The sequence below is a fragment of the Paenibacillus sp. J22P277 genome (assembly GCF_059383675.1).
This window is the reverse complement of the sequence record NZ_JBXENS010000008.1, coordinates 394,250-415,117: the sequence shown is the minus strand read 5'-3', so window position 1 is coordinate 415,117 and position 20,868 is coordinate 394,250. Positions and strand designations below refer to the sequence as shown.

The window sequence follows — 20,868 nt, the reverse complement described above, 5'->3', positions numbered from 1 at the left end:
TGCCGAGCCTGCCGCTTTTTAACGTTCCGCCGCCAGCTCCATGCAGGCCGCTTCGATCAGCGCTCCGCCAAGCGAGATCTGGGCTTCCCTCAGGTGAGCGAAGCCGAACAAGGCCATGCAGGGCGGAGCGGCATCGCCCTCCCACAACGAATCCCCGAGCGACCAATTGACCCCGCGCGCCGCGCAGCGCGCCTGAAGTTCGGCATAGCTTTCGGCGTCGCCCCGCCATTCGGCGTACATATGCAGCCCCGCATCCGCCGGCACGAAGCGGAACCAACGCGCGAGCCGCGCCTCCACCTCTTCCCGAAAAGCCAGCAGCCGGCGCCCGATGATCCGTTTCATCCGACGGACATGCTTGGCATACGCGCCGCTTCCGATAAAATGGGCCAACGCCCGTTGCTCCACGAGCGCGGACGGATGCGGTTCCAGCAGCGCTTTGGCCAGCCGGAACGGTTCCAGCAGCGAATCCGGCAGGACGACGTAGCCGATGCGCAGATCGACGAACATCGTCTTCGAGAACGTGCCGATGTATACGACCCGTTCCTCGCGGTCGAGCGCCTTGAGCGGCTCCGCCGGCCGGCCGCCCCAGCGCAGCTCGCTGTCGTAATCGTCCTCGACGATGACGGCGTCCTGCCGCGATGCCCAAGCCAGCAGCTCCGCCCGGCGCCGTGCCGAGAGCACCGCCCCGGTCGGATATTGCCGGGTCGGCGTGACCAGCAGCAGACGCGCGCGCCAATCCTGCGGGATGATGCCATGATCGTCGATGGCTGCGGGGACAAGGGTACCGCCCTGGGCCGTCACGGCGCGGCGGATGCCGGAATAGGCCGGATTTTCCACGACGACGGGCATGCCGGGCTGCACGAGCAGCATCGTCAGGAGGGCGATCGCCTGCATGGAGCCGTTCGTGATGCAAATATTGGCCGCGCCGGCGCGTATGCCGCGTTCGCGCCGCAGGTCCCGCGCGATTGCCTCGCGGAGGGGAAGATACCCTTCGACGGGTGCCGTCACGGCCGGGAACGCCGCCATCATGTCCCGGATCTCCGCGTGCATCGCGGATTTCCACGCCTCCGCCGGAAACAGCTCGGCATCCGTCTCGCGCAGCCGAAAGCTGACCCGCTCCTTCCCGCCGCCGAGAGGCAGCAAAGGGTGGTTCTCCACGAAGCCGAACCGCGCTTTCGACGCGACGAGGCGCTTGCCCCAAGCCGATAACGGGAGGGACGCCCCTGTGCTTCCGCCCGTGCTGTCCCCCGGCGGCGGGACGGTCGCCGCCACGAACGTCCCGCTGCCGAGCTCGGCACTGGCGAAGCCCTCCGCGATCAGCATGTCGTACGCGGCGTTCACGGAACCGCGCGACAGGCCGTACAGCTCCGCGAGCTTGCGGCTCGAGGGCAACCTAGTCCCGCCGCGAAGCGTCCCGATCACGATCCCTTCCCGCAGCGCTTGGAACATCGCTTCCGTCTTGCGCCCCAGTTCCCCGAAATGCCGTTCGTACGCAATGCGAAAATCCATATCCATGGCGCCGCTCCTCCCGATTGTTCGCTTCACTCTAAAGTGGTCCGATAAAACTAATCATAATTGGATCTTTTTGATTGTCAATGCGCGGTGTATGCTAGGGGCTATCAATAGGAAGGCGGAGGAATGGACGATGCGCAGAACGGAATTCGAAGTTGACGAAGGCAGCAATCCGGAGGAAATCGCAAGCTTCATGGAGGAGATGAGCTTCGGCTTTCTCGGCACCGTCACGCCCGAGGGAGCGCCCGCGATGACGCCGCTTAATTTCGTCTACGTGAACGGGAGCGTTTATTTTCACGGCAGCCGGATCGGGGAGAAGATGACCCAGCTCAAAGCGAACGAGCGCGTCACGTTCATGGCCGCGAAGGAGTACGCGATCATCCCGTCGTACTTCAGCGACCCGCTGATGGCCTGCCCGGCGACGGCGTATTTCAAATCGGTGCGGCTCGATGGACGAGCCGTCGTCGTGGACGATCCCGCGGAAAAAGCCGCCGCGCTGGAAGCGCTCATGCGCAAGCTGCAGCCGGAAGGCGGTTACAAGACGATCGACGCGACCGATCCGGATTATATCCCCCGGCTAAAGGGCGTCGCGGTCGTGCGCATCGACGCGGACCGGGTCAGCGGCAAGTTCAAATTCGGCCAAAACCTGAAGCAGCCCGCCCGCGAATCCATCACGGGCCAACTGGCCGAGCGCAATGCACCGCTCGATGCGGAGACGATCGCGCTCATGAACCGCTATTGTCCGCATGCCGGAGGCGCGACCGGGGACTGAGCCCGCGATTGGCGCATCGCCCCGAGGCCGCTGCATGCAGAAAGCCCGCCGGCCGTCCGCACCAGGCGCAGAACGCCTAGCGGATTTCCGACGGGCTTTTTCCTGTGTACTGCTTGAACTGCCGGCTGAAGAAGAAAATATCCCGGTATCCCAGCGCGTCCGCGACCTCCGTCACGTTCATCCCGGCATGCATGAGCAGATGCTGCGCCCGTTCGATCCGCGTCCGGATCATGTAGGATTGGACCGAGGAGCCGATCAATTCCTTGAATTTGATCGAGAAGTACCTCGGCGAGAGCTGGGCCCGCGCGGCCAAATCCTCGACGCGGTGCGCGATGCCGGGATTTTGGCGGATGTAGTTGGCGACCTCGTGGATCGCTTCGGTCAGTTGGTTGCTCGCCTTGCGTTCGACGGGGCCCTCCCGGTCCTCGCGGAGAAGATGGATGATGAGCTGCTTCAGGATCAGCTGCGCTTCCTCTTCGGCCGCGTACGTCTTGACGAGGAACAGCCGGACGTAACGGGACAGCAGGTACTCGAAATCCACCGTCTCCTGCAGCATCCGGTACGATTGCGGGATGAGGTCCACCGGCTCCTTGACGTCGAAATGAATGTACGTGAGTACGAGCGGACGCTGCGGGTTATGCGTGGCGCTCGTGAAATCGTCCGGCCGGAACAAGAAGCAGCTGCCCTTGCTCACCGGCACCGGCACGCCGTTCAGCAGCACTTCCCCGCTGCCGCTCCAGACGTAGAACAGATCGTAATTGGCCAGCGGTTTCTCGCGCTTCTGCCACTTCCATCCCGGCTCGCAGACGATCTTGGCGAAGGCCGGCTTTAATTGCAACGAATTCGGCGATACGTGAAGCATCCTTCAGCTTCCTCCCCCTCGCGGTAAACAATGTCGAAGCCATCATACAATACTGCGAAACCTTTGCCAACTTCGCCGGGGAAACGGACGTGCGATTTCAAATATTGTACGAAAAATAGCCGGGCGGTCATGGCCTTCCGCTCTTGGAAAGTGGTATAATATCACCTAAACGGTTTCCAGCCGGAAGCCAATTACGAGAATGATCTACCGGAAGGATGAATGAAGTCCATGAACCCACTTGCCCAGCAATTGAACGCGACGATTGAGCGCGAGAACGGCCACGTTTTCTCGATGTTATCCACACTCGGCAAAGCCCTTTATTTTCCGAAGGAAGGCATCTTAAGCCAATCGGCCGAAGCAAAAGCGAAGGCGAAGAAATTCAACGCAACGATCGGCATCGCGATCGAGAACGGTCAGCCGATGCATCTGAAGGTCATCCAAGACACGCTGTCCGCCTACAATCCGAAGGATCTGTACGAATACGCGCCTCCGGCCGGCAAGCCCGAGCTGCGTACCGCATGGCGCGCCAAAATGCTGAAGGAAAACCCGTCGCTTGCGAACAAGACGTACGGCAACCCGATCGCGACCAACGCGCTCACGCACGGTCTCAGCATCGTTGCGGACCTGTTCGCGGACGCAGGGGACGCCGTCATCATTCCGAACAAAAACTGGGAAAACTACGAGCTGACCTTCGGCGTGCGCCGCGGGGCAGCGATCGTCGAATATCCGCTGTACGACGGCGACAACCGCTTCAACAGCCAAGGCCTGCGCGAAGCGCTGCTGGCTCAGCAGAGCAAAGGCAAAGCCATCGTCGTCCTGAACTTCCCGAATAACCCGACCGGCTACACGCCGGGCGCCGAGGAAGGCGCCGAGATCGTCGCGGCGCTGCGCGACGCGGCCGATGCCGGCATCAACGTCGTGGCCGTTACCGACGACGCCTACTTCGGCCTCTTCTTCGAAGGGTCGATGCAGGAATCGCTGTTCGGCCAACTGGTCGGCGCGCACCCGCGCATCCTGCCGATCAAGGTCGACGGCGCGACGAAGGAAGAGTATGTTTGGGGCTTTCGCGTCGGTTTCATCACCTTCGCTGACGGTTCCGACGCGGTACTGAGCGCCTTGGAGCAGAAAACGCTCGGCATCATCCGCGCGACGATCTCGAGCGGTCCGCATCCGTCGCAGACGTTCGTGCTGAAGGCGCTGCAATCGCCGGACTTCGAAGCGCAGAAGGAAGAAAAGTTCGCGATCATGAAAGGCCGCGCCAACACCGTGAAGAACCTGCTCGACAGCGGCCGCTACGGCGACGTCTGGAGCTATTATCCGTTCAACTCCGGCTACTTCATGTGCCTGAAGCTGAACGGCGCGGAAGCGGAAGCCGTGCGCATGCGCCTGCTCGACGAGTACGGCATCGGCACGATCGCGCTCGGCGAGACCGACCTGCGCGTCGCGTTCTCCTGCATCGACGAGGAGAACCTCGAAGAGCTGTTCGACACGATTCATAAAGCCGTTCAAGAGGTCGGCGTGACGGCCAAGTAAGGCTCCGGTTTTGCGATGGGCGCTCTCGTGGTGCTCCGGTTTTACGATGGGCGCTCTCGTGGTGCTTCGCACCAAAGTCGCTCCCATTCGCAAAACCTGCGCGGCAGGTTTTATTGAAAGCCGTTCCGGAATTTTTCGGAACGGTTTTTTTAGTGCGTTTGCGGGGCTCCGGTTTTGCGATGGGCGCTCCCGTGGTGCTTCGCACCAAAGTCGGGCTCCGGTTATGCGATGGGTGCTCCCGTGGTGCTCCGCACCAAAGTCGCTCCCATTCGCAAAACCTGCGCGGCAGGTTTAATAATAAAAAACGGGGCTGTCCGAAGTAGATGAACTACTTCGGGCAGCCCCGTTTTATTTATTGCCGAAGACCGCGGTGCATCGCGTCCAGCAGGCGATGCGTTTGGTCCAGGCCGTATTCCCAGAACATGAGTCCGGCCAGGCCGTTAGCTTTGACATAGTCGCATTTGTGTCCGATCGATTCTTCATCGTCGTAGGAGACGAAGCTGCTGCCGTTGAAGAGATACGGCGCGCGGGCCTCATCGTCCCAATAACGGACGTAGCCGTTCTTGCCGATGTAGTCCGACGCGAGCTCCGTGAAGTCCGGGCCGTAACCGCCGGTACCGGAGGCCATCTGGTGCAGGCCGCGATTCCGGTCGGGCACGCCGTTCCACATGCGGGAGTAGTAGGCGACGCCCATGACGAGCTTCTCTTGCGGCACGCCGGCCGCCAGGAACAGTTTGACGGACGCGTCCGCGCTGATGCGGAACAGATCGCCCGACGGGGTATGCAGGTTCGTGTGGTGGCCGGTCAGGATCTGGAACCCGCCGCGCATGTCGTAGGTCATCAGCTGCACGTAATCCAAGTACCGCTGCGCCTGGTCCATTTCCGTCCCGTCCACGTAATACTGATCGGCTCCCGCGGCGATCGTGAGCAGATAATGGCGTCCGTCCTGCGCGCCTTGGGCGTCCAGCGCTTCGCGGATCGCCTTCAGCAGCAGCGTGAAATTCGTCTTGTCGTCCGGGCTGGATGCGATATCCGCTTCGCCGTAGCAAGGGTACTCCCAATCGAGATCGATGCCGTCGAACGGGAATTCCGACAAGACGCGAATCGCCGAAGCCGCCATGCTGGCCCGCCCCTCCTCCGTCGACGCCGCCTCCGAGAACCCGCCTGCTCCCCAGCCGCCGACGGACAGCAGGATCCGAAGCCCGGGATGATCGCGCTTGATGTCCGCCAGACAACCCAGATGCTTCAAGTGTCCGATATGGATTTCATCCTTGCGCACATGGCCGAAGGCCACGTTCACATGCGTTAATTTCGCCAGATCCTCCCGCGTCGTCAGGGGAAGCTGACTGTCGACGATATAGCCGACGATATAAGGCTGTCGCGTCATGCTTGAGCACCTCCTTCCATCGTATCCGAGCTTATGGCGGATAGCGTGCGCAGCGCTTCCTTTCCGGTTCCGATCTTGTAGCCCGAGGCCGCGTAGCGGATCCGGCGTTCCCCGTCCACGACGAAGAGATGCGGGAAGCCCGCTTCGCTTGCCGGCGGTCGCGAGATCGTGTCCGGCATCGCCGCCGACGACGAATCCCGTACGAAGACGACGGAACCCGGCAGCTTCGGATAGTGAGCGGGATCGAACGAAGCCGTCCACTCGGCATCGCCGACGAGGAGCACGATCGGCGCGCCCAGCTCCGCGAACGGACCGGCAAGCTCGCCCAGCTCGCGAAGCAAATGCTTGGTCGGCTCCCGTTCCGGTTCGATCCATGCCGCGATCGCGCCCTGCCGGCCGAGCAGCTCCTCGAGCCGCTTGCCGGTTCCGTCCGGCAGCGCGACCGCAGCCGAAGCATCCAGCGTCCCCAGCACGGGCAGCTCGGCCTCCGCCTCCCGATAGGTCAGCGCGACGCTCGTCTCTTCCCCGGCACGCACCGCGAAATACGCGAACCGCACCCGGACGGTGCCGTCCTTCAGACGGACGCCCGTCGTCAGCCGGTACGAGCCCGGCTCCGTCTCGAACGGCTTGTCGTATACGTCGGTTTTGCCATGCGGATACAGCATCGTCTTGTAAATGCCGTTCTCCAATCGGGCGAACGTGAAGTTCTCGGCATAGGATGCGGCCGGCGCTTCCGCCGGCGCCTTGGCATCCCGCACCAGACGCAGCGTCCCCGGACGCACGGATGCTTGCTCGGGCAGGGCCTCTTCGTCCATAACCGCATGCTGCCAGCTGCCGCCGACCCTATATTGCGGCTTCTGCTCGCTCGGCTCCAGCCGCGCCGGGATGCCCAAACTGCGGCAAACCGCCACGAACAGAATCGCCAGCGACATGCGGTCGCCCTTCATCAGGTTGAAGGTGCCGGCCGGGTTTCCTTTTCCCTTCAAGTTCGGAAGGTCTTCCTCTCGTGCGTAGCCTTCGCCCAGCTTGCGCGCCAATACGCTTGGATCCGCCCGGAAAGCCGCGGCTTCCGCTGCGGTGAACGCCGAATTGAACAAGCGTCTGTACGGCACGATCATCTCGTGCAGCACGCGCGGGCAGAGAACATAGGGAATGAACACGTCCTCCGGCAGCTCTCCCCGCCGGTCCAGCGCACCCGACAGGTGATCCTCGAGCGCCGGACGGAACGTATCGGTCAGATCCTTTTCGTTCAAACTCTCCAGCAGCAGCAGCGCCCACAGCCCGTGAACGGCGGCATGCTCGCGGAGAAACGCGGCGATCTCATGGCTGTTGCCGCGCGCTTTGCGCAGCGCGTCCCATACCCGATCGGCCGGCAGCCCGGTCGTCTCGGCCAGCTCCGCCGCCTGGACCTCGTTCAGGAACGTCGCCTCGTAGGCGGCCCGAATCTTCGTGCCCTCATCAAGGCGGCGGTTATGCCGTGCCGCCGTCTCCTCGGGCAGCGACTCGCCCGCCTCGCCCCCGCGTTCGGGCGGAGGCGTCATGTCCAGATCGACCGTGCCGGCGGTCTGCCCGCCGGTGGCAAGCACGATCTCAATCCGATCGGCATCGGCGACGGCGGCTTCTTCGCCCCATTGGCCATCCTTCGCGGCGCGAACCAACAGATCGCCGCAACCGGTGATCAGCGCCGCTTCACCCTGCTCGTTCGTCGGCAGCAACGCGATCGGTTGGAACTCCGCCATATTGTATAGCTCGAATCGGACCTGGGCGCCGATCGCCGGCTTGCCTTGCTCATCCTTCACCGCGACGGTCAGCGTCCGCGTCGGCGCGTAGTTCGCCAGCAGATTGATCTCCGTAAACCGGTCATGGGCGAGCGTGATGTCTTCCGGCCCACGGTAGTCCCCGAAAATCCGCGTGTTGACGAGCATGGCCCGCCGCGCCGGCGGACTGAACCAACCTTGATTCAAGCGGGCTTCCGGCTCGCACGCCCCGAAGTAATGCCACATGCCGTCCGCCCAGGCTTCCACCCAGGCATGATTGCTGTCGCAATGCGCCCACAGCGGCGTGTAGACCTGCCTCGCCGGAATGCCGATGCTGCGCAGCGCGGCGACCGCGAGCGTCGATTCCTCGCCGCACCGGCCGCGCGCGTTGCGGATCATGGAGAGCGGCGACAGCGTCCGCAGATCGCTGCCGATGTAGACCGCCTTCTCGTGGCACCAATAGTTCGTCTCGAGAATCGCGTCCGCCATCGTCAGCTTCCGCGTGCGTTCCGCCAATTCGGCGTGCAGGGGACCGCGGGAATCCTCGATGTTTTCCGTGTTCACCCGGTACGGCAGGACGAATGCAAGAAACAAACTGTCGGGCACGCGAGTCCCCCAAGGCATCCGTTTGCGAATCTCGAGCGTCTTGCGCACATGGCTCAGAAACAAACGCCCGTCGTAGTCGGCCAAGTCGTTGACCGGCATGTACGCGTACAAATACTTCAGCGCCCAAGCTTCCTCTTCCGTGAGCGCTTCCTCGAACACGCCGAACAACTCCCGTTCCCTCGGCTTGGCGATCGCCCGTTTCTCATGGAGCTTGCGCTCGATGCTCGCCATCTCCTCGTGATCCAAATCAAATGCGCAGGGCTGCTTCGTCGTCATCGTATCGGCTCCTTCCATAACTTTCCGTCTTCGCGGATGCAGTAGATCGCGGTCCCGTCCGAGGAAGGCGCCGCGATCTGAAACATGCTTCGCGTCGTCTCGATAACGGGCTCGATCTCCATCGTTTCCCCGCCCGTCAGCAGCCGCAGGTCGTCCGTAAACGAACCGTGGGCTTCGCAATAGTTCCGTTCTTTGTAATACAGCCTGCGCAGCTCCCACTTGATGCGTTCGTCGGGCGGCAGCGCGAAGTCAGCCGGGCCGTCTTCGTCCGCGAACGCCACGTAGCCCCAGAGCTCCGGGTAATGCATGTTCACGAGGCCCATCGGCGACCATACCCAGTTATCCTCCGGGAAAGGCTTGCCCGTCCCGGGATCAAGCAGCTTGCGGTACTCGCCGTCCCGCGCTTCCGCCCGCCACTCGACGCGGGAGAAGTTGACGCGCCAGAACTCGCCCTTGACCGGCCGGCGGCCTTCCGGCGCGCACTCTTTCAAGCTGGCCCAAGGCAAGGCGACCTCGATGCTCCACATCCGGTTATCGGCCTGGGGCCGGTTCAGTTCGCCGTCGATATGCACCGCCGTCCGAAGCCCGGCGATATCCCAGCCGTTCACGGCCGGTCCGCCGTCGCGGTACGGCTTCGGGAGCAGCAGGTCCCAGACGGTGTTCAACGCGTTGATCTCGAATTCGTAGTACAGGTGCGAGTCGCCGTCCGGATCGATGAAAATTTCAAAATCGTTGTCATAAAAGATGACCGAGTCCCGCTCCGCAAGCGTTGCCCAGATTTGATCCTCGATCAACTCCGCCGCGAAATAAAAACAGTCGTCGTCCCACAGCATCTTGACCCGCGTCCGCTTGGCGGGCTTCGGACGGAGATCGCCTTCGATGTCGACGAAATCCGCCGTCCATTCCGCGTCCGACCAGAACGGTTTGTCGATGCGGCCGTCCAAGACGAGCGGCCCCGGGGCGCGTTTGCACAGGTAATGATTAGGATGATAGACGATCTGCGGTTCAGGTACTCCGCTTCGAATCATGTCGTTCCCTCCGGGCGGGGATGTTCAAACCCCGTTTTTGTTGTTATTATGTAAACAAATTGGAGCACGTCGGGCATCCAGCAAGGAGGCAGGCCGAGTAAGCATGACCTATTTTAAATCCAGGCTGTTTTTGAAATACATCTGGTCCTACTTGTTTATTTTACTGATCCCCTTGGTGTTTCTGACCGTCTTTATCTATCACAATGCCGTCACGAACCTGCGTACCGAAATCGAGCAATCCCGTCTCGCCCAATTGACGCAGGCCAAGGTCATCGTCGACGGACGGATGAAAGAGCTTGGCGAGATCGCCTCCCGCATCTCCTACGACAAACGGCTGACTCCGTACCGGGTGCACGACCCGATCTACAGCGGAGAAGCCATAACCGCCCTCGATCAATACAAAGCGACCAGCTCCATCATCGGAGAGATTTACCTGTACTTTCATCAGGACGACAAAATCTACTCCAGCAAAGGCCTGAACGACTATGACGTGTTCGCCGAAAACGTCCGCTTCCGCAGCTGGGACAAGGATGCCCTGTACCGGGATCTGAACACGGTCCGTTACCCGACGATGCGCGCGTCCGACAGCGTCAGCAAGCCGAACGGGATGCAGGAAACGATGCTGGCATACCTGAATCCGATTACGCCGAACAACCCGAATCCGCACGGAACGGTCATGTACCTGATCAAGGAACCTGAGCTGACGGGCCTCATCGATTCCATCCTCGGCAATTATCAAGGCTTGACGTACATCCTGGACAACCAAGGCCGTCCGCTCGTGGACAACCGCCAAGGCGAGGCGCTGTCCGCGGCCGAGGCGAAGTCCCTGTTCAATACGCTGACGCCCGGCATCTACGACCGTACCTTGAACGGCAAACCCCACTCGATCGTGTCCGTCAAATCGGAATCGAACGGCTGGACGTACGTGACGATCATGCCGAGCGCCCAGTTCTTCAGCAGCGTCCTGCATGTGCGCAGCTTCATCATCATGCTGTTCATCATCGTGGTGATCGCCGGGGCGGGCATCGCGCTTCTCCTGGCCAGGGCGCAGTATCTGCCGATCTCGACGCTCGTCGCGTTCGCGGCATCCAAATCGGCGGCCAAGCGGCCGGGCACGGCAGACGGCACGGCAGGCAACGAGCTGGACCGGATTCGGAGCGCCTTGCAGGAGTACAGCTCGCGCATCGATCTTCAGGAGCCATTCGCCCGCAATCATTTCCTGTCCTTGCTGCTCAAGTACGGCAATGCCCAGAGCCTGACGCCCGAGCTTCAAGACGCCTTCGATCTGTCCTTCGACCGCGCCAGGCACTTCGTCCTCGTGGCCGGCTGGGAGCAGGACGGGGAGCTTGGCAGAGCCGATCGGCAGGAGATCGCCGAGCTGCTCGCCCAACTGGAATTCCCGGAACTGGCCGCCCAAGGCTACGGCGTCGAGCTCTCGCAGCCGGATCAATTCGGCCTCATGCTCAGCTTCGATCCCGGCAGCGGCACCGAAGAATTCGAACAGGTCAGACGGATCGTCGAAGCCGTGCGGAGCATGATGCTGGAAGCGTTCGATTTCATCCCGGTCATCGGCGTCGGGACCTGTTACGCGAGCCCCGATCAGCTGAACCAATCGTTTATCGAAGCCTGCTCGGCCTTCGAGCTTCGGGTGTCTTCCGGCAGCGGTACCGTGACCTACTTCGAGAAGCTGTCCTATACGTCGGATCAAGCGGTCTGGATTCCGGCCAACACCCTCATGAAGCTCGCCCAAAGCCTGAAGCAGGGCAATTACGACGTGTCGGCCCAGATGATCCAGGACGCCGTCCGCGGCCTGCAGCACTCCGAGCTGTCGGCGCTGCTTATGCGGTGCGTTTGCTTCGACCTGCTGAACACGATCCTGAAGACCGCGTCCGAGCTCGGCCATCACCGCCTGCTTCAGGAAATGGCGCCTAACGCGGCTTACGGCAAATCGCTGGACGAGCTGGAGCGCGGCCTGCTGAACCTGGCCGTCCAGCTCTGCAATCAGGTGGAACAGACCCACCGGAAGGAAGAGCAGTCGGTCATCGACCGGATCGCCGCCTATATCGACGTTCATTATGTCGACGCCAACTTGAGCCTGGAGACGGTCGCGTTCGAATTCGGCATCTCGCCTTCCCACCTCAGCCGTTCCTTCAAGGAGAAGCTGGGTCAGAATTTCATCCAATACATCTGGAAACGCAGATTGGAGCAGGTCATGCACCGGCTCGCGACGACCGGCGAACCGCTGAAGGACATCATCCTGACGGTCGGCTATCTGGACACGCCGAACTTCATCCGCAAATTCAAGAAGGAAACCGGCTATACCCCCGGCCAATACCGCAAAATGTTCGCCGCCGGGAACGGCTTGGCCGAATCGGCCGCCGACGCCGAAGACCTGTAAACAAGCGAAGCCAACTCCCGGTCGAGGCGACCGGGCAAGTTGGCTTCTTTTCCGTGCGGCAATCGCTTATTTACCCGCGTTCCACTTGTCGTAAGCGCCTTGATACAGCTCCGCGATCCGGTCGCCGCCCATTTTTTTGATCTGGGCGACGTACTTGTCCCAGCCGGACATCGGTTCTTGCCCCGTAACGAATTTCGCTTCCATCTGCGTCACGTACGTGTTCAGATCGGACAGCAGCGTCGTCGCTTCGGTCTGCTCTTCATTCGTGAGGTAGACGTTCGGGAACGGCGCCTTGCCGATCGGCGTCAGCTTCTCCTCGTTTTCCTTCGCGAGCCATGCGTCGAAGTCGCTTCCCAGTCCCTTCGTAAGCTCGCTGGAGCTCATGCCCGGCGTGAGGATGCCGTAGTTCGGCGTGAGCTTCCCGCGGTACTCCTCCCGGTCTCCGCCTCCCGGAACCGGCAGCCATTCTTTCTCGTGCGTCGCTTCGTCTTTGTATTTCCACAGCGTGTTTTCCGGTCCTTGGGCGAACAACGTCGCGCCGTCGTACCCGTACAGGTAATCGATCCAGCGCATCGTCGCTTCCGGCGCCGGGTCCTTGCTCGTGATGGCGAAGGTGCCGTTGGTGGAAATGCCCGGATGCTTGCCATAGACCGGCGATCCGGCAATCTCGCTCTTCACCGGCGTCATCATCGGGTTATCTCCGCTCGGCTCGCCGCCCAACGTGAAGTACGGGAACCAATCGTTGAACAGCGCGATCTGGTTGTTCTGCCCTTTGGCCTTCTTCTGCTCCGGCGTTTGCGAGAACGTCTCGTGGTCGAGCAGCTCGTCCTTCCACAGCCGGTTCATGAACGTCAAGTAGCCTTTGTAGCCTTCTTCTTGCGGCGTGTAGTGCACTTTGCCGTCCTTGTCCGAATAGATCGCCTCGTCGTAAATGCCCCAGAAGCCCAGGAAGAACATCCGCAGGTCATCCAGCTTGACGGAGGTCAGCGGAATTTCGTCCGGCTTGCCGTTGCCGTTCGGGTCCTCGTTCTTGACGCGCTTCAGGTAATCGTACAGCTCGTCCGTCGTCTTCGGCAGCTCCGTCACCTTCAGCGCCTGGAGGAACTTGCCGTTGTACCACATCGGGCTGCGGTACCAGACCGCGGAGAGATCGATGTTCGGCAGCGCGTACATATGCCCGTCCGGCGTCGTGAACGACTTGCGGATGTCCGGATGCTCGTCGAAGATCTTCTTCAGGTTCGGCGCATAGCCTTCGTCGATGTATTTCTCCAGGGGAATCAACACGCCCTGCGTGCCGTAGGTTACCTGCTCCGCCGGCTTCAGATCGGCGCCGTAGAAGACGTCGGGCAGGTCGCCGCTCGCGAAGACGAGGTTCTTCTTGGCCTCGAAGCTGTCGATCGGCGCGAGCTGGTACTCGAACTTGACGCCGGTCAGCTTCTCCATTTCCTGCAGGACGGCCATCTGCTTCCAATCCGCGACGCCCGCGTCCTGCGACATCATCGTCAGCGTGAGCGCCTTGTCCACGATCGGAAAGCCGTCCTTCTTCACGCCGTTCGCTTCCGTTCCGGCGTTCGCGTTCGCTCCATTTCCCGCGTTCGCTCCGTTTTCCGCGTTCGCCGCTCCTCCCGAATCGTTGGCCGGCGCGCCGTTCTTCTCGTTCCCGGAGCTGCAGGCTGCCAACATGGCCGCCGTCAGGGTAAGACTCAGTACGATCGATGAAGGCTTGCGAAGATTTTTCATTCGAACATCCCCCTTAAATTGATTATGGCAAGATCAGCCCTTTATGGAACCAATCATAACACCCTGCACGAAGTAACGTTGAAGGAACGGATAGACGGCGATCACGGGAACGGTCGCCACGATGATCACGGCATATTTGACCAGCGCCGCGATTTCCGCTTTGGTGTTCATCGCCGTGGCCGTGGACGAATCGATCACCCCGCCGCCCTGCGCGCTCATTTCCTGCAGCACGAGGATCTGGCGCAGCACCAGCTGCAGCGGGTATTTGGCGTTGTCGTTCAAGTAGATCAGCGCCGAGAAATAGCTGTTCCAATTGCCGACGCCGTAGAACAGCGCCATGACCGCGATGATCGGCATCGACAGCGGCAGGATGATGCGGGCGAACAGCTTCATGTTCGTCGCGCCGTCGATCTGGGCCGCTTCCTGCAGCTCCCTTGGAATGGAGCTTTGGAAGAACGTGCGGGAGACGATGATGTTCCAGATCGAAGCCGCCGAAGGGAGCACGATCGCCCATATCGTATTGACCATGTGCAGCTGCTTGACAAGCAGGTAGGTCGGAACCAAGCCGCCGCCGAAGAACATCGTGACCATGAACATGCCGGTAAAGAAGTGGCGCCCGACAAAATCCTTTCGGCTCAGCGCGTACGCCGCCGGCAGCGTCACCGCCAGGTTGATCGCGGTGCCGACCGCCGTGTAGACGATAGTGTTCCAGTAGCCGATCCATATATTCGAATTCTCGAGCACCCTTTGGTACCCGTCGAACGTAATGCCCTTCGGCCACAACCACATCTCGCCGGAGGCGACGTACTTCGGATCGCTGACGGAGGCGCTGACGATATACGCCACGGGATAAAACACGATCAGGAAAGCAGCGAATACGTAGAGGTAATTACAGATCAAAAACAGTTTGTCCTGTCCGGTTTCTTTCACGCCGGTTAACATTCGCGTCCCTCCTCCCTACCACAAACTATTCTCGCTCGTCCGGCGGACGATCTGATTCACGAGCACCAGCAGCGCGGCGTTAACCACCGAATTGAACAGGCCGATCGCCGTCGAGAAGCTGTACTGCGCATCCACAAGCCCCGACCGGTAGACGAACGTCGAGATCACGTCCGACGAATCCATGTTGAGCGGGTTTTGCAGCAGCAATATTTTCTCGAAGCCGACGCCGAACAGGCTGCCCATGTTCAAGATGAGCAAGATCGTCATCGTCGGGAGCAAAGTCGGAACGTTGATGTGACGGACGCGCTGGAAACGCGATGCCCCGTCGATGATGGCCGCTTCGTGCAGTCCGGGATCGACGCCCGACAGCGCCGCCAAGTAAATGATCGTGCCCCAGCCCGCGCTCTGCCAGACGCCCGACAGGACGTACATCGTCTTGAACCAGCGCGGATCGGTCAGAAAATCCGGCGAGCCGAATCCGAGTCCTTCGATGAGCCGGACGATCATCCCGGTCGACGGGGACAGGAAGGTGATGATCATCCCCGCCATGACGACGACCGATATGAAATGCGGCGCGTACGTCACCGTCTGGGCCAGCTTCTTGAAGAAGCCCGTTCTCACCTCGTTGAACGCGAGCGCCAGGATGATCGGGATCGGGAAGCCGACGGCCAACTCGTACAAGCTGATGCTCAGCGTGTTCCAGATCAAGTCCCAGAAGTAATAGGAATGGAAGAAGCGGACGAAGTGATCGAAGCCGACCCACGGGCTTCCCAGGATTCCCTTTGTCGGAATGTAGCTCTTGAACGCGATTTGAATGCCGTACATCGGCCCATAGGAGAAGATAAGGAAGTAGAGGAACGCCGGCGCAACGAAGATATACAATTCCCAGTTGCGGACGATCTTCTTCCATAGGCTTCGATTGGGCGGTACGGTTTTGGACAATGTGCTGCTTGCGATGACAGCATCCGTATCCTGCATAGGATCACTCCCTTCTGATCGGTGGGTTAGATTATCTGTGCGTCAAGATGTGAGCTTATCTGACGCGTCTACATCCTCAACGATAGAGGACGGCAAGCGCAACGTAAATATGTCATTTCCGTCATCTTGTTGAAAGCGCTCTACTTAAGGCCTGGCGCAAGTTTGGCCTATCCGCCCGCCAGGCGGACAATATGTCGTTTTTGCGGGGTTACGGGCTGTTTTGGCATAGAAAGCAATTTTGGCCAATCGGGCCGGACTGGGCGGCAGCCTGCATGACACCCGTTTCGACCCGCATCGAACGGCCTGAAAGGCTACGCGACGCGAGAGCAAAAATGACATATCAAAAAGGCCGCTCCGTTCGGAGCAGCCTACTGCGCTTCTTTATGCTATTGAAGTCTCCTGATGGCGAAAGCTTTCGCGTTGCCCGGCGCTCCCTATTCCGTCGCTTCCGTTAGCCGCCTTTCGGCTGCTTGGCCGTGCTCGGCCTCCGCTTCCTCAGCGGGTTCGGGCCGCGGGCGGAATTTGGCCGGCGCCTGCCCCAGGACGAGCCAGGCGCCGCGGATATAGCGGTGGGCGACGAGCAAGACGAGCACGGAAGCGACGAGCGCGAAGACGAAGCCGCCCGCCGTCCAGAGATGATAGACGAGCGGCTGCCCGCTTGCCGGTTTAAGTCGGTGGTACAGCAGCAGGAAGAACGGATGCACGAGGTACAAGCCGAACGAAAGCGCGCCGAGATCGGACAGCACGGCGGACAGGGGGCGAGCGGCCCGCAGCTTGGCGAGCCGGAAACAAGCGAACAAGAGGACTAGCGTGGTCAGAACCGTGAACAGGTTGTAGCCGATCTCGAACCAATAGCCGTTCGGCGTCGACGCGCCGGTGCGGTACGCGATATACATGCTGAGGAATCCGGCGGTCGCGATCAGCCATAGGAGCGCAGACGCCGTCAACAGGCCGGCTCTCCGGTGCCGATTCGCGCCGTCGCTGCCTCGAAACCAATGCGCGAACCGGTCGGACCGCATGCCCAGATAGGCGCCAATCAGGAACGCCGCGAAATACGAAAACGCCCAGCTTCCTTTCGCGTCCATGTGCCAGTAGTTCCGGTTCAACAGATAGAAGCCCCATTGGACGGCGAAGCCGAGCGGAACGGCCAGCCGGACCGGCAGGCGTAGCTTCTGGAAGAGCAGCAGCAAGATCGGAAACAAGGCATACAGCTGAATGGTGATCGCAACGTAATACAAGTGGGGATACGCTTTGCCGGTCAGCAGATGCTCTCCGAACAGCCGCAGCATCTCGGCGGACTCCCGCGAGCGATGCTTCAGCGCGTTCTCGACCAGCTCGTAGCCCAGCGATACGAATGCATACGGCACGATCAGCTGCAGGAATCGCTTAGCGTAAAACGTCCGGAGCCCGGACAGCGTCAACGGCCGGTCGCCATAATTATAGAAAAGCACGAAGCCCGAGAGAAAGATAAACGCCGGCACGCAGAACAGCGAGAACGTGTTGAGGATGATGTACGCATCCCGCGGCAAGGAATTTTGCACGGTCACCACGGCCGACGACGTGGCATGCACCATCATCACGCCCAATATCGCGATGCCTCGCAGCATCTCGAGCTCCGGCACCCGTTCTTTGCGCGGCAGACTTCCGGCGGCATCCTGTCTCGACGTCATCGTGGCATGTCCTCCCTTCCCGTGCGCCGCTGTGCGGCCCTGCTTATTTATACTGTTTTCAAAATGATTTGAAACTATGAGCCCCAAGGAAAAAAATAACAGCGATACGGGAAAAGGCAGCTCCGCAAGGATCTTCGACCCCGCGAAACCGCCTCCGCTGCCGCCCGAAAGGCGGCTCTTCTATTAAATGGATGCTTCTTCCTTCGCCTCCGCGTACCGGTTGGCCGGAATGGCCAAACCCAGGTTGCCGCGGAGCGTGCCGCTCTCGTATTCCGTGCGGAACAAGCCGCGGTGCTGCAGGATCGGCACGACGAGATCCACGAAGTCCGTCAAGCCGTTCGGAACCGATTCGGCCAGCATGAAGCCGTCGGCCGCGCCGCGAACGAACCATTCCTCGAGGATGTCCGCGACCTGCTCCGGCGTGCCGATGAACTTGCTTCTCGGCGTGGCGGATTGAATCGCGACCTGGCGCAGCGTCAGGTTGCGCGCCTTGGCATCGCGCTTGATCTTGTCCGTGCCGCTCTGGAAGCTGTTGCGGCCGAGGTCCCCAAGCTCCGGAAACGGCTCGTCGAGCGGATATTGGGAGAAATCGTGATGCTCGAAAAACCGGCCGAGGTAGTTCAGCGCCGTCTCGATCGTTACGAGGTTGGCGACTTCCTGGTACTTGCGCTCCGCTTCTTCCGCCGTCGCGCCGACGATCGGCCCGATGCCCGGGAAGACGAGGACGTCGTCCGCCGAGCGGCCGAAGGAGACCGCCCGCGCTTTCACGTCTTGGTAGAACGCGATCGCGTCCTCGATCGTCTCATGCCCCGTGAAGATGGCGTCGGCTTCCTTGGCCGCGTAATTTTTGCCGACCTCGGAGGAGCCTGCCTGGAAAATGACCGGCCGGCCCTGCTTGGAGCGCGCGATGTTGAGCGGGCCTTTCACCGAGAAGAACTCGCCCTCGTGGTTCAGCGCATGGACCTTCGCCGGGTCGAAGAACACCCCGGACGCCTTATCCCGCACGAACGCGTCGTCCTCCCAGGAATCCCATAGCCCCCGCGTCACTTCCAGGTATTCCGTCGCGATCCGGTAGCGCAAGTCATGCTCGGGATGTTCCTTCTTGCCGTAATTCAGCGCCGAACCCTCCAGCGGCGACGTGACGATATTCCATCCGGCGCGTCCGCCGCTCAGCACGTCCAGCGAGCCGAACTGGCGCGCGACCGTGAACGGCTCGCTGTATGACGTCGAGAGCGTCCCGACGAGACCGATGTGCCGGGTGACCGAAGCCAGCGCGCTGAGCAGCGAGATCGGCTCGAAGCGGTTCTGAAAATGCGGAATCGATTTCTCGTTGATATACAGGCCGTCGGCAATGAAGATCAGATCCAGCTTGCCCGCCTCCGCCTTCTGCGCCCATTGCTTGTAAAGCTCGAAATTCACGCTCGCGTCCGGCCGTACGTCCGGATGACGCCACATCGCCGGATTGCCGCCCACGCCGTGCAGCAGCGCGCCGAGTTTCAGTTGTTTCCGCGGTTTGCTCATCGATTTCTCCTCCTCTATGCGCTGCGGGCAAGCCGCAGCTTCACACGACGACGTATGCCGACGCGATGCGCTCGATTTGCGCGATATGGTTATGCACGTGCTTGACGAAGCCCCAGACGACATCGCGAAGCGCAACCGTCTCGTCCTTGAAGTTGATGCCCGTCTTCGCCCAATCCTCGGGCGAAAGCCGGTTCAGCAGGAGCAGATTGTAGGTCAGATAGGCCTCGTAGAAAGCCAAAATGTCGCCGGCCGCGCCTTCGTTGGCGCGCCCGGACGCCACCCATGCGTCCTGCTTGAAGCCGGGCAGCTTCGCCTCCGAGCCCGACACGATCTCGCGGATCCGAAAACCGACGACGATCGCGTGATCCGCCAGATGCGACAGCACCTCCGTCACGCTCCACACGCCGGGCGCCGCTTTCCATGTCAGCTGATCCTCGGTCAAGCCCGCGATCGTCTGTTTCAACTGCTGATGAAGCACCGAATAATCGAAGAGCAGCGTTTCAATTTGATTGGCTGTCATGGGTTGGACCTCCTAAAGTTTTTGGAGCGAAGCGGGCGCCGAGGATTTCGGCGCAAAAGAAAAACCGCTTCGGAAGCATAGGCTATGTTTTTCGAGCGAAGCGAACGCCGAGGGCTTCGGCGCAAAAGAAAAACCGCTTCGGAAGCATAGGCTATGTTTTTCGGGCGAAGCGAACGCCGAGGGCTTCGGCTATTGCTCTACTGCCGCCAGCTCGAGCAGCGCCGTCTCGGCCAGCCCGGCGAAAAATCTCGCGCTCGGCAGCAGCGCGCGCTCGTCGAGATCGAAAGCCGGATGATGCCACTCGCGTTCGCCGGACGTGCCCATGAAGACGAACAGCCCGGGCACTTCGCGCTGATAGAACGCAAAGTCCTCGCCCGCGGGCGACGGCATCGGCGTAACCGCCCGAAGCCCGGCGTCCGCCGCGGCCCGCAGGGCAACAGGCACGAGCGACGCATCGTTCGTCACCGGCGGCGGCCCTTGAATCCAGCGGACCTCCGCCGTCGTCCCGCAGGCCGCCGCAACGCCCTCGACCACTTCCCGGAACCTCCGCAGCACCTGTTCCCGAACCCGCTCGTCGAACGTGCGGATCGTGCCGTCCAGCACCGCTTTGTCCGGAATGACGTTCCAGGCGGTGCCGCCATGCAGCTTCGTTACGCTGATGACCGCGCTTTGCAGCGGTCCGACGTTGCGGCTCACGATCGTCTGCAGCGCCGTGACGATATGCGCCGCCGCCACGATCGGGTCGATGCCCGCTTCGGGAACCGCCGCGTGCGAGCCTTGCCCCGCGACTTCGACGACGAACCCGTCGGCCGCGGCCATGAGCGGGCCTTCCTTGATGCCGACCGTGCCGACCGGCAGGTCCGGCTTATTGTGCATGCCGAACACGGCGCCGACGCCTTCCAATGCACCGGCGGCGATCAGCTGCTGCGCGCCCTTGGCCTTCTCTTCCGCCGGTTGGAACAGCAGCCGGACCGTGCCGCGCAGCTCGCCCTCGCGCGCCTTCAGCAGCAGCGCCGCGCCGATCGCGGCCGCGGTATGAAAATCGTGGCCGCAGGCATGCATCCGGCCGGGGATCCGGGACGCGAACGGCAGCCCCGTCTCCTCTTGGATCGGCAGCGCGTCGATGTCCGCGCGCACCGCCACGACCGGACCCGGCAGCCGACCGCCGATCTCCGCGACGAGTCCCGTGCGCAGACCGTAGTCGCGAACCCGTATATCGGCTTCCTCCAGCCAGCGGCGGATGGCCGCCGTCGTCTCGTATTCCTCCAGCGACAGCTCCGGATTGCGGTGCAGTTCGCGGCGGATGCCGACCAGCTTTTCCTGAAGCCCTGCCTCCCCGTCTTCGATCAATCGTTCTGCCATGTCG

Annotated in this window: 15 protein-coding genes; 3 read left to right on the top strand and 12 right to left on the bottom strand. The window is 61.4% G+C overall.

Annotation, left to right across the window (positions count from 1 at the left end; translation table 11 throughout):
* Positions 1–18: 18 nt before the first annotated feature.
* Positions 19–1,515: a MocR-like pyridoxine biosynthesis transcription factor PdxR gene (gene pdxR, locus AC50YL_RS28715; protein ID WP_494836491.1), complete on the bottom strand. Its 1,497-nt coding sequence runs from the start codon at positions 1,513–1,515 to the stop codon at positions 19–21.
* 130 nt (positions 1,516–1,645) lie between these two features.
* Between pdxR and AC50YL_RS28710 the strand changes: the two genes are divergently transcribed.
* Positions 1,646–2,284, top strand: a complete 639-nt coding sequence (locus AC50YL_RS28710) for a pyridoxamine 5'-phosphate oxidase family protein (protein WP_494836489.1) — start codon at positions 1,646–1,648, stop codon at positions 2,282–2,284.
* A 76-nt stretch (positions 2,285–2,360) separates the two neighbouring features.
* Here the strand turns inward: AC50YL_RS28710 and AC50YL_RS28705 are convergent, their stop codons facing one another.
* Positions 2,361–3,146, bottom strand: coding sequence for a helix-turn-helix domain-containing protein (locus AC50YL_RS28705; RefSeq protein ID WP_494836488.1), 786 nt, complete (start codon positions 3,144–3,146; stop codon positions 2,361–2,363).
* Positions 3,147–3,374: 228 nt separating this feature from the next.
* Here AC50YL_RS28705 and AC50YL_RS28700 point away from each other — a divergent pair, with 228 nt between their 5' ends.
* Positions 3,375–4,679: an aminotransferase class I/II-fold pyridoxal phosphate-dependent enzyme gene (locus AC50YL_RS28700; protein ID WP_494836486.1), complete on the top strand. Its 1,305-nt coding sequence runs from the start codon at positions 3,375–3,377 to the stop codon at positions 4,677–4,679.
* Between the two features lie 352 nt (positions 4,680–5,031).
* Here the strand turns inward: AC50YL_RS28700 and AC50YL_RS28695 are convergent, their stop codons facing one another.
* Genes AC50YL_RS28695 through AC50YL_RS28685 form a run of 3 tightly spaced genes read right to left on the bottom strand, consistent with a single transcriptional unit; the run spans position 5,032 to position 9,733 of the window.
* Positions 5,032–6,066: a glycoside hydrolase family 18 protein gene (locus tag AC50YL_RS28695; RefSeq protein ID WP_494836484.1), complete on the bottom strand. Its 1,035-nt coding sequence runs from the start codon at positions 6,064–6,066 to the stop codon at positions 5,032–5,034.
* Complete coding sequence (locus AC50YL_RS28690; RefSeq protein WP_494836483.1) at positions 6,063–8,705, bottom strand: transglutaminase-like domain-containing protein; 2,643 nt, start codon at positions 8,703–8,705, stop codon at positions 6,063–6,065. The genes AC50YL_RS28695 and AC50YL_RS28690 overlap by 4 nt, the downstream gene beginning before the upstream one ends.
* Entirely contained in the window at positions 8,702–9,733 is a 1,032-nt protein-coding gene (locus AC50YL_RS28685) for a carbohydrate-binding family 9-like protein (RefSeq protein WP_494836482.1), read from the bottom strand. Before AC50YL_RS28685 ends, AC50YL_RS28690 begins: the two co-directional genes overlap by 4 nt.
* Before the next feature lie 103 nt (positions 9,734–9,836).
* On the opposite strand from AC50YL_RS28685, the gene AC50YL_RS28680 reads away from it, so the two are divergent.
* The gene (locus tag AC50YL_RS28680; protein WP_494836481.1) at positions 9,837–12,131 is read left to right on the top strand and encodes a helix-turn-helix domain-containing protein; all 2,295 of its coding nucleotides are present in this window, start codon (positions 9,837–9,839) and stop codon (positions 12,129–12,131) included.
* A 66-nt stretch (positions 12,132–12,197) separates the two neighbouring features.
* On the opposite strand, the gene AC50YL_RS28675 is transcribed toward AC50YL_RS28680, so the two are convergent.
* From AC50YL_RS28675 to AC50YL_RS28645, 7 genes are all read right to left on the bottom strand, one after another.
* Positions 12,198–13,871 carry a type 2 periplasmic-binding domain-containing protein gene (locus AC50YL_RS28675; protein ID WP_494836480.1) on the bottom strand — a complete coding sequence of 558 codons (1,674 nt, stop codon included), beginning with the start codon at positions 13,869–13,871 and terminating at the stop codon, positions 12,198–12,200.
* Between the two features lie 33 nt (positions 13,872–13,904).
* On the bottom strand, positions 13,905–14,813 hold the full coding sequence (locus AC50YL_RS28670; RefSeq protein ID WP_494836479.1) for a carbohydrate ABC transporter permease: 909 nt from the start codon (positions 14,811–14,813) through the stop codon (positions 13,905–13,907).
* Between the two features lie 15 nt (positions 14,814–14,828).
* The gene (locus AC50YL_RS28665) at positions 14,829–15,791 is read right to left on the bottom strand and encodes an ABC transporter permease (RefSeq protein WP_494836478.1); all 963 of its coding nucleotides are present in this window, start codon (positions 15,789–15,791) and stop codon (positions 14,829–14,831) included.
* A 434-nt stretch (positions 15,792–16,225) separates the two neighbouring features.
* A complete protein-coding gene (locus AC50YL_RS28660) occupies positions 16,226–17,461 on the bottom strand; it encodes an acyltransferase (protein WP_494836477.1) in 1,236 nt (411 codons plus the stop codon).
* Between the two features lie 183 nt (positions 17,462–17,644).
* On the bottom strand, positions 17,645–18,982 hold the full coding sequence (locus tag AC50YL_RS28655) for an LLM class flavin-dependent oxidoreductase (protein WP_494836476.1): 1,338 nt from the start codon (positions 18,980–18,982) through the stop codon (positions 17,645–17,647).
* 40 nt (positions 18,983–19,022) lie between these two features.
* Positions 19,023–19,502, bottom strand: coding sequence for a DinB family protein (locus AC50YL_RS28650; protein WP_494836475.1), 480 nt, complete (start codon positions 19,500–19,502; stop codon positions 19,023–19,025).
* A 189-nt stretch (positions 19,503–19,691) separates the two neighbouring features.
* Positions 19,692–20,864 carry an amidohydrolase gene (locus tag AC50YL_RS28645; protein WP_494836474.1) on the bottom strand — a complete coding sequence of 391 codons (1,173 nt, stop codon included), beginning with the start codon at positions 20,862–20,864 and terminating at the stop codon, positions 19,692–19,694.
* Between the last annotated feature and the right edge of the window lie 4 nt (positions 20,865–20,868).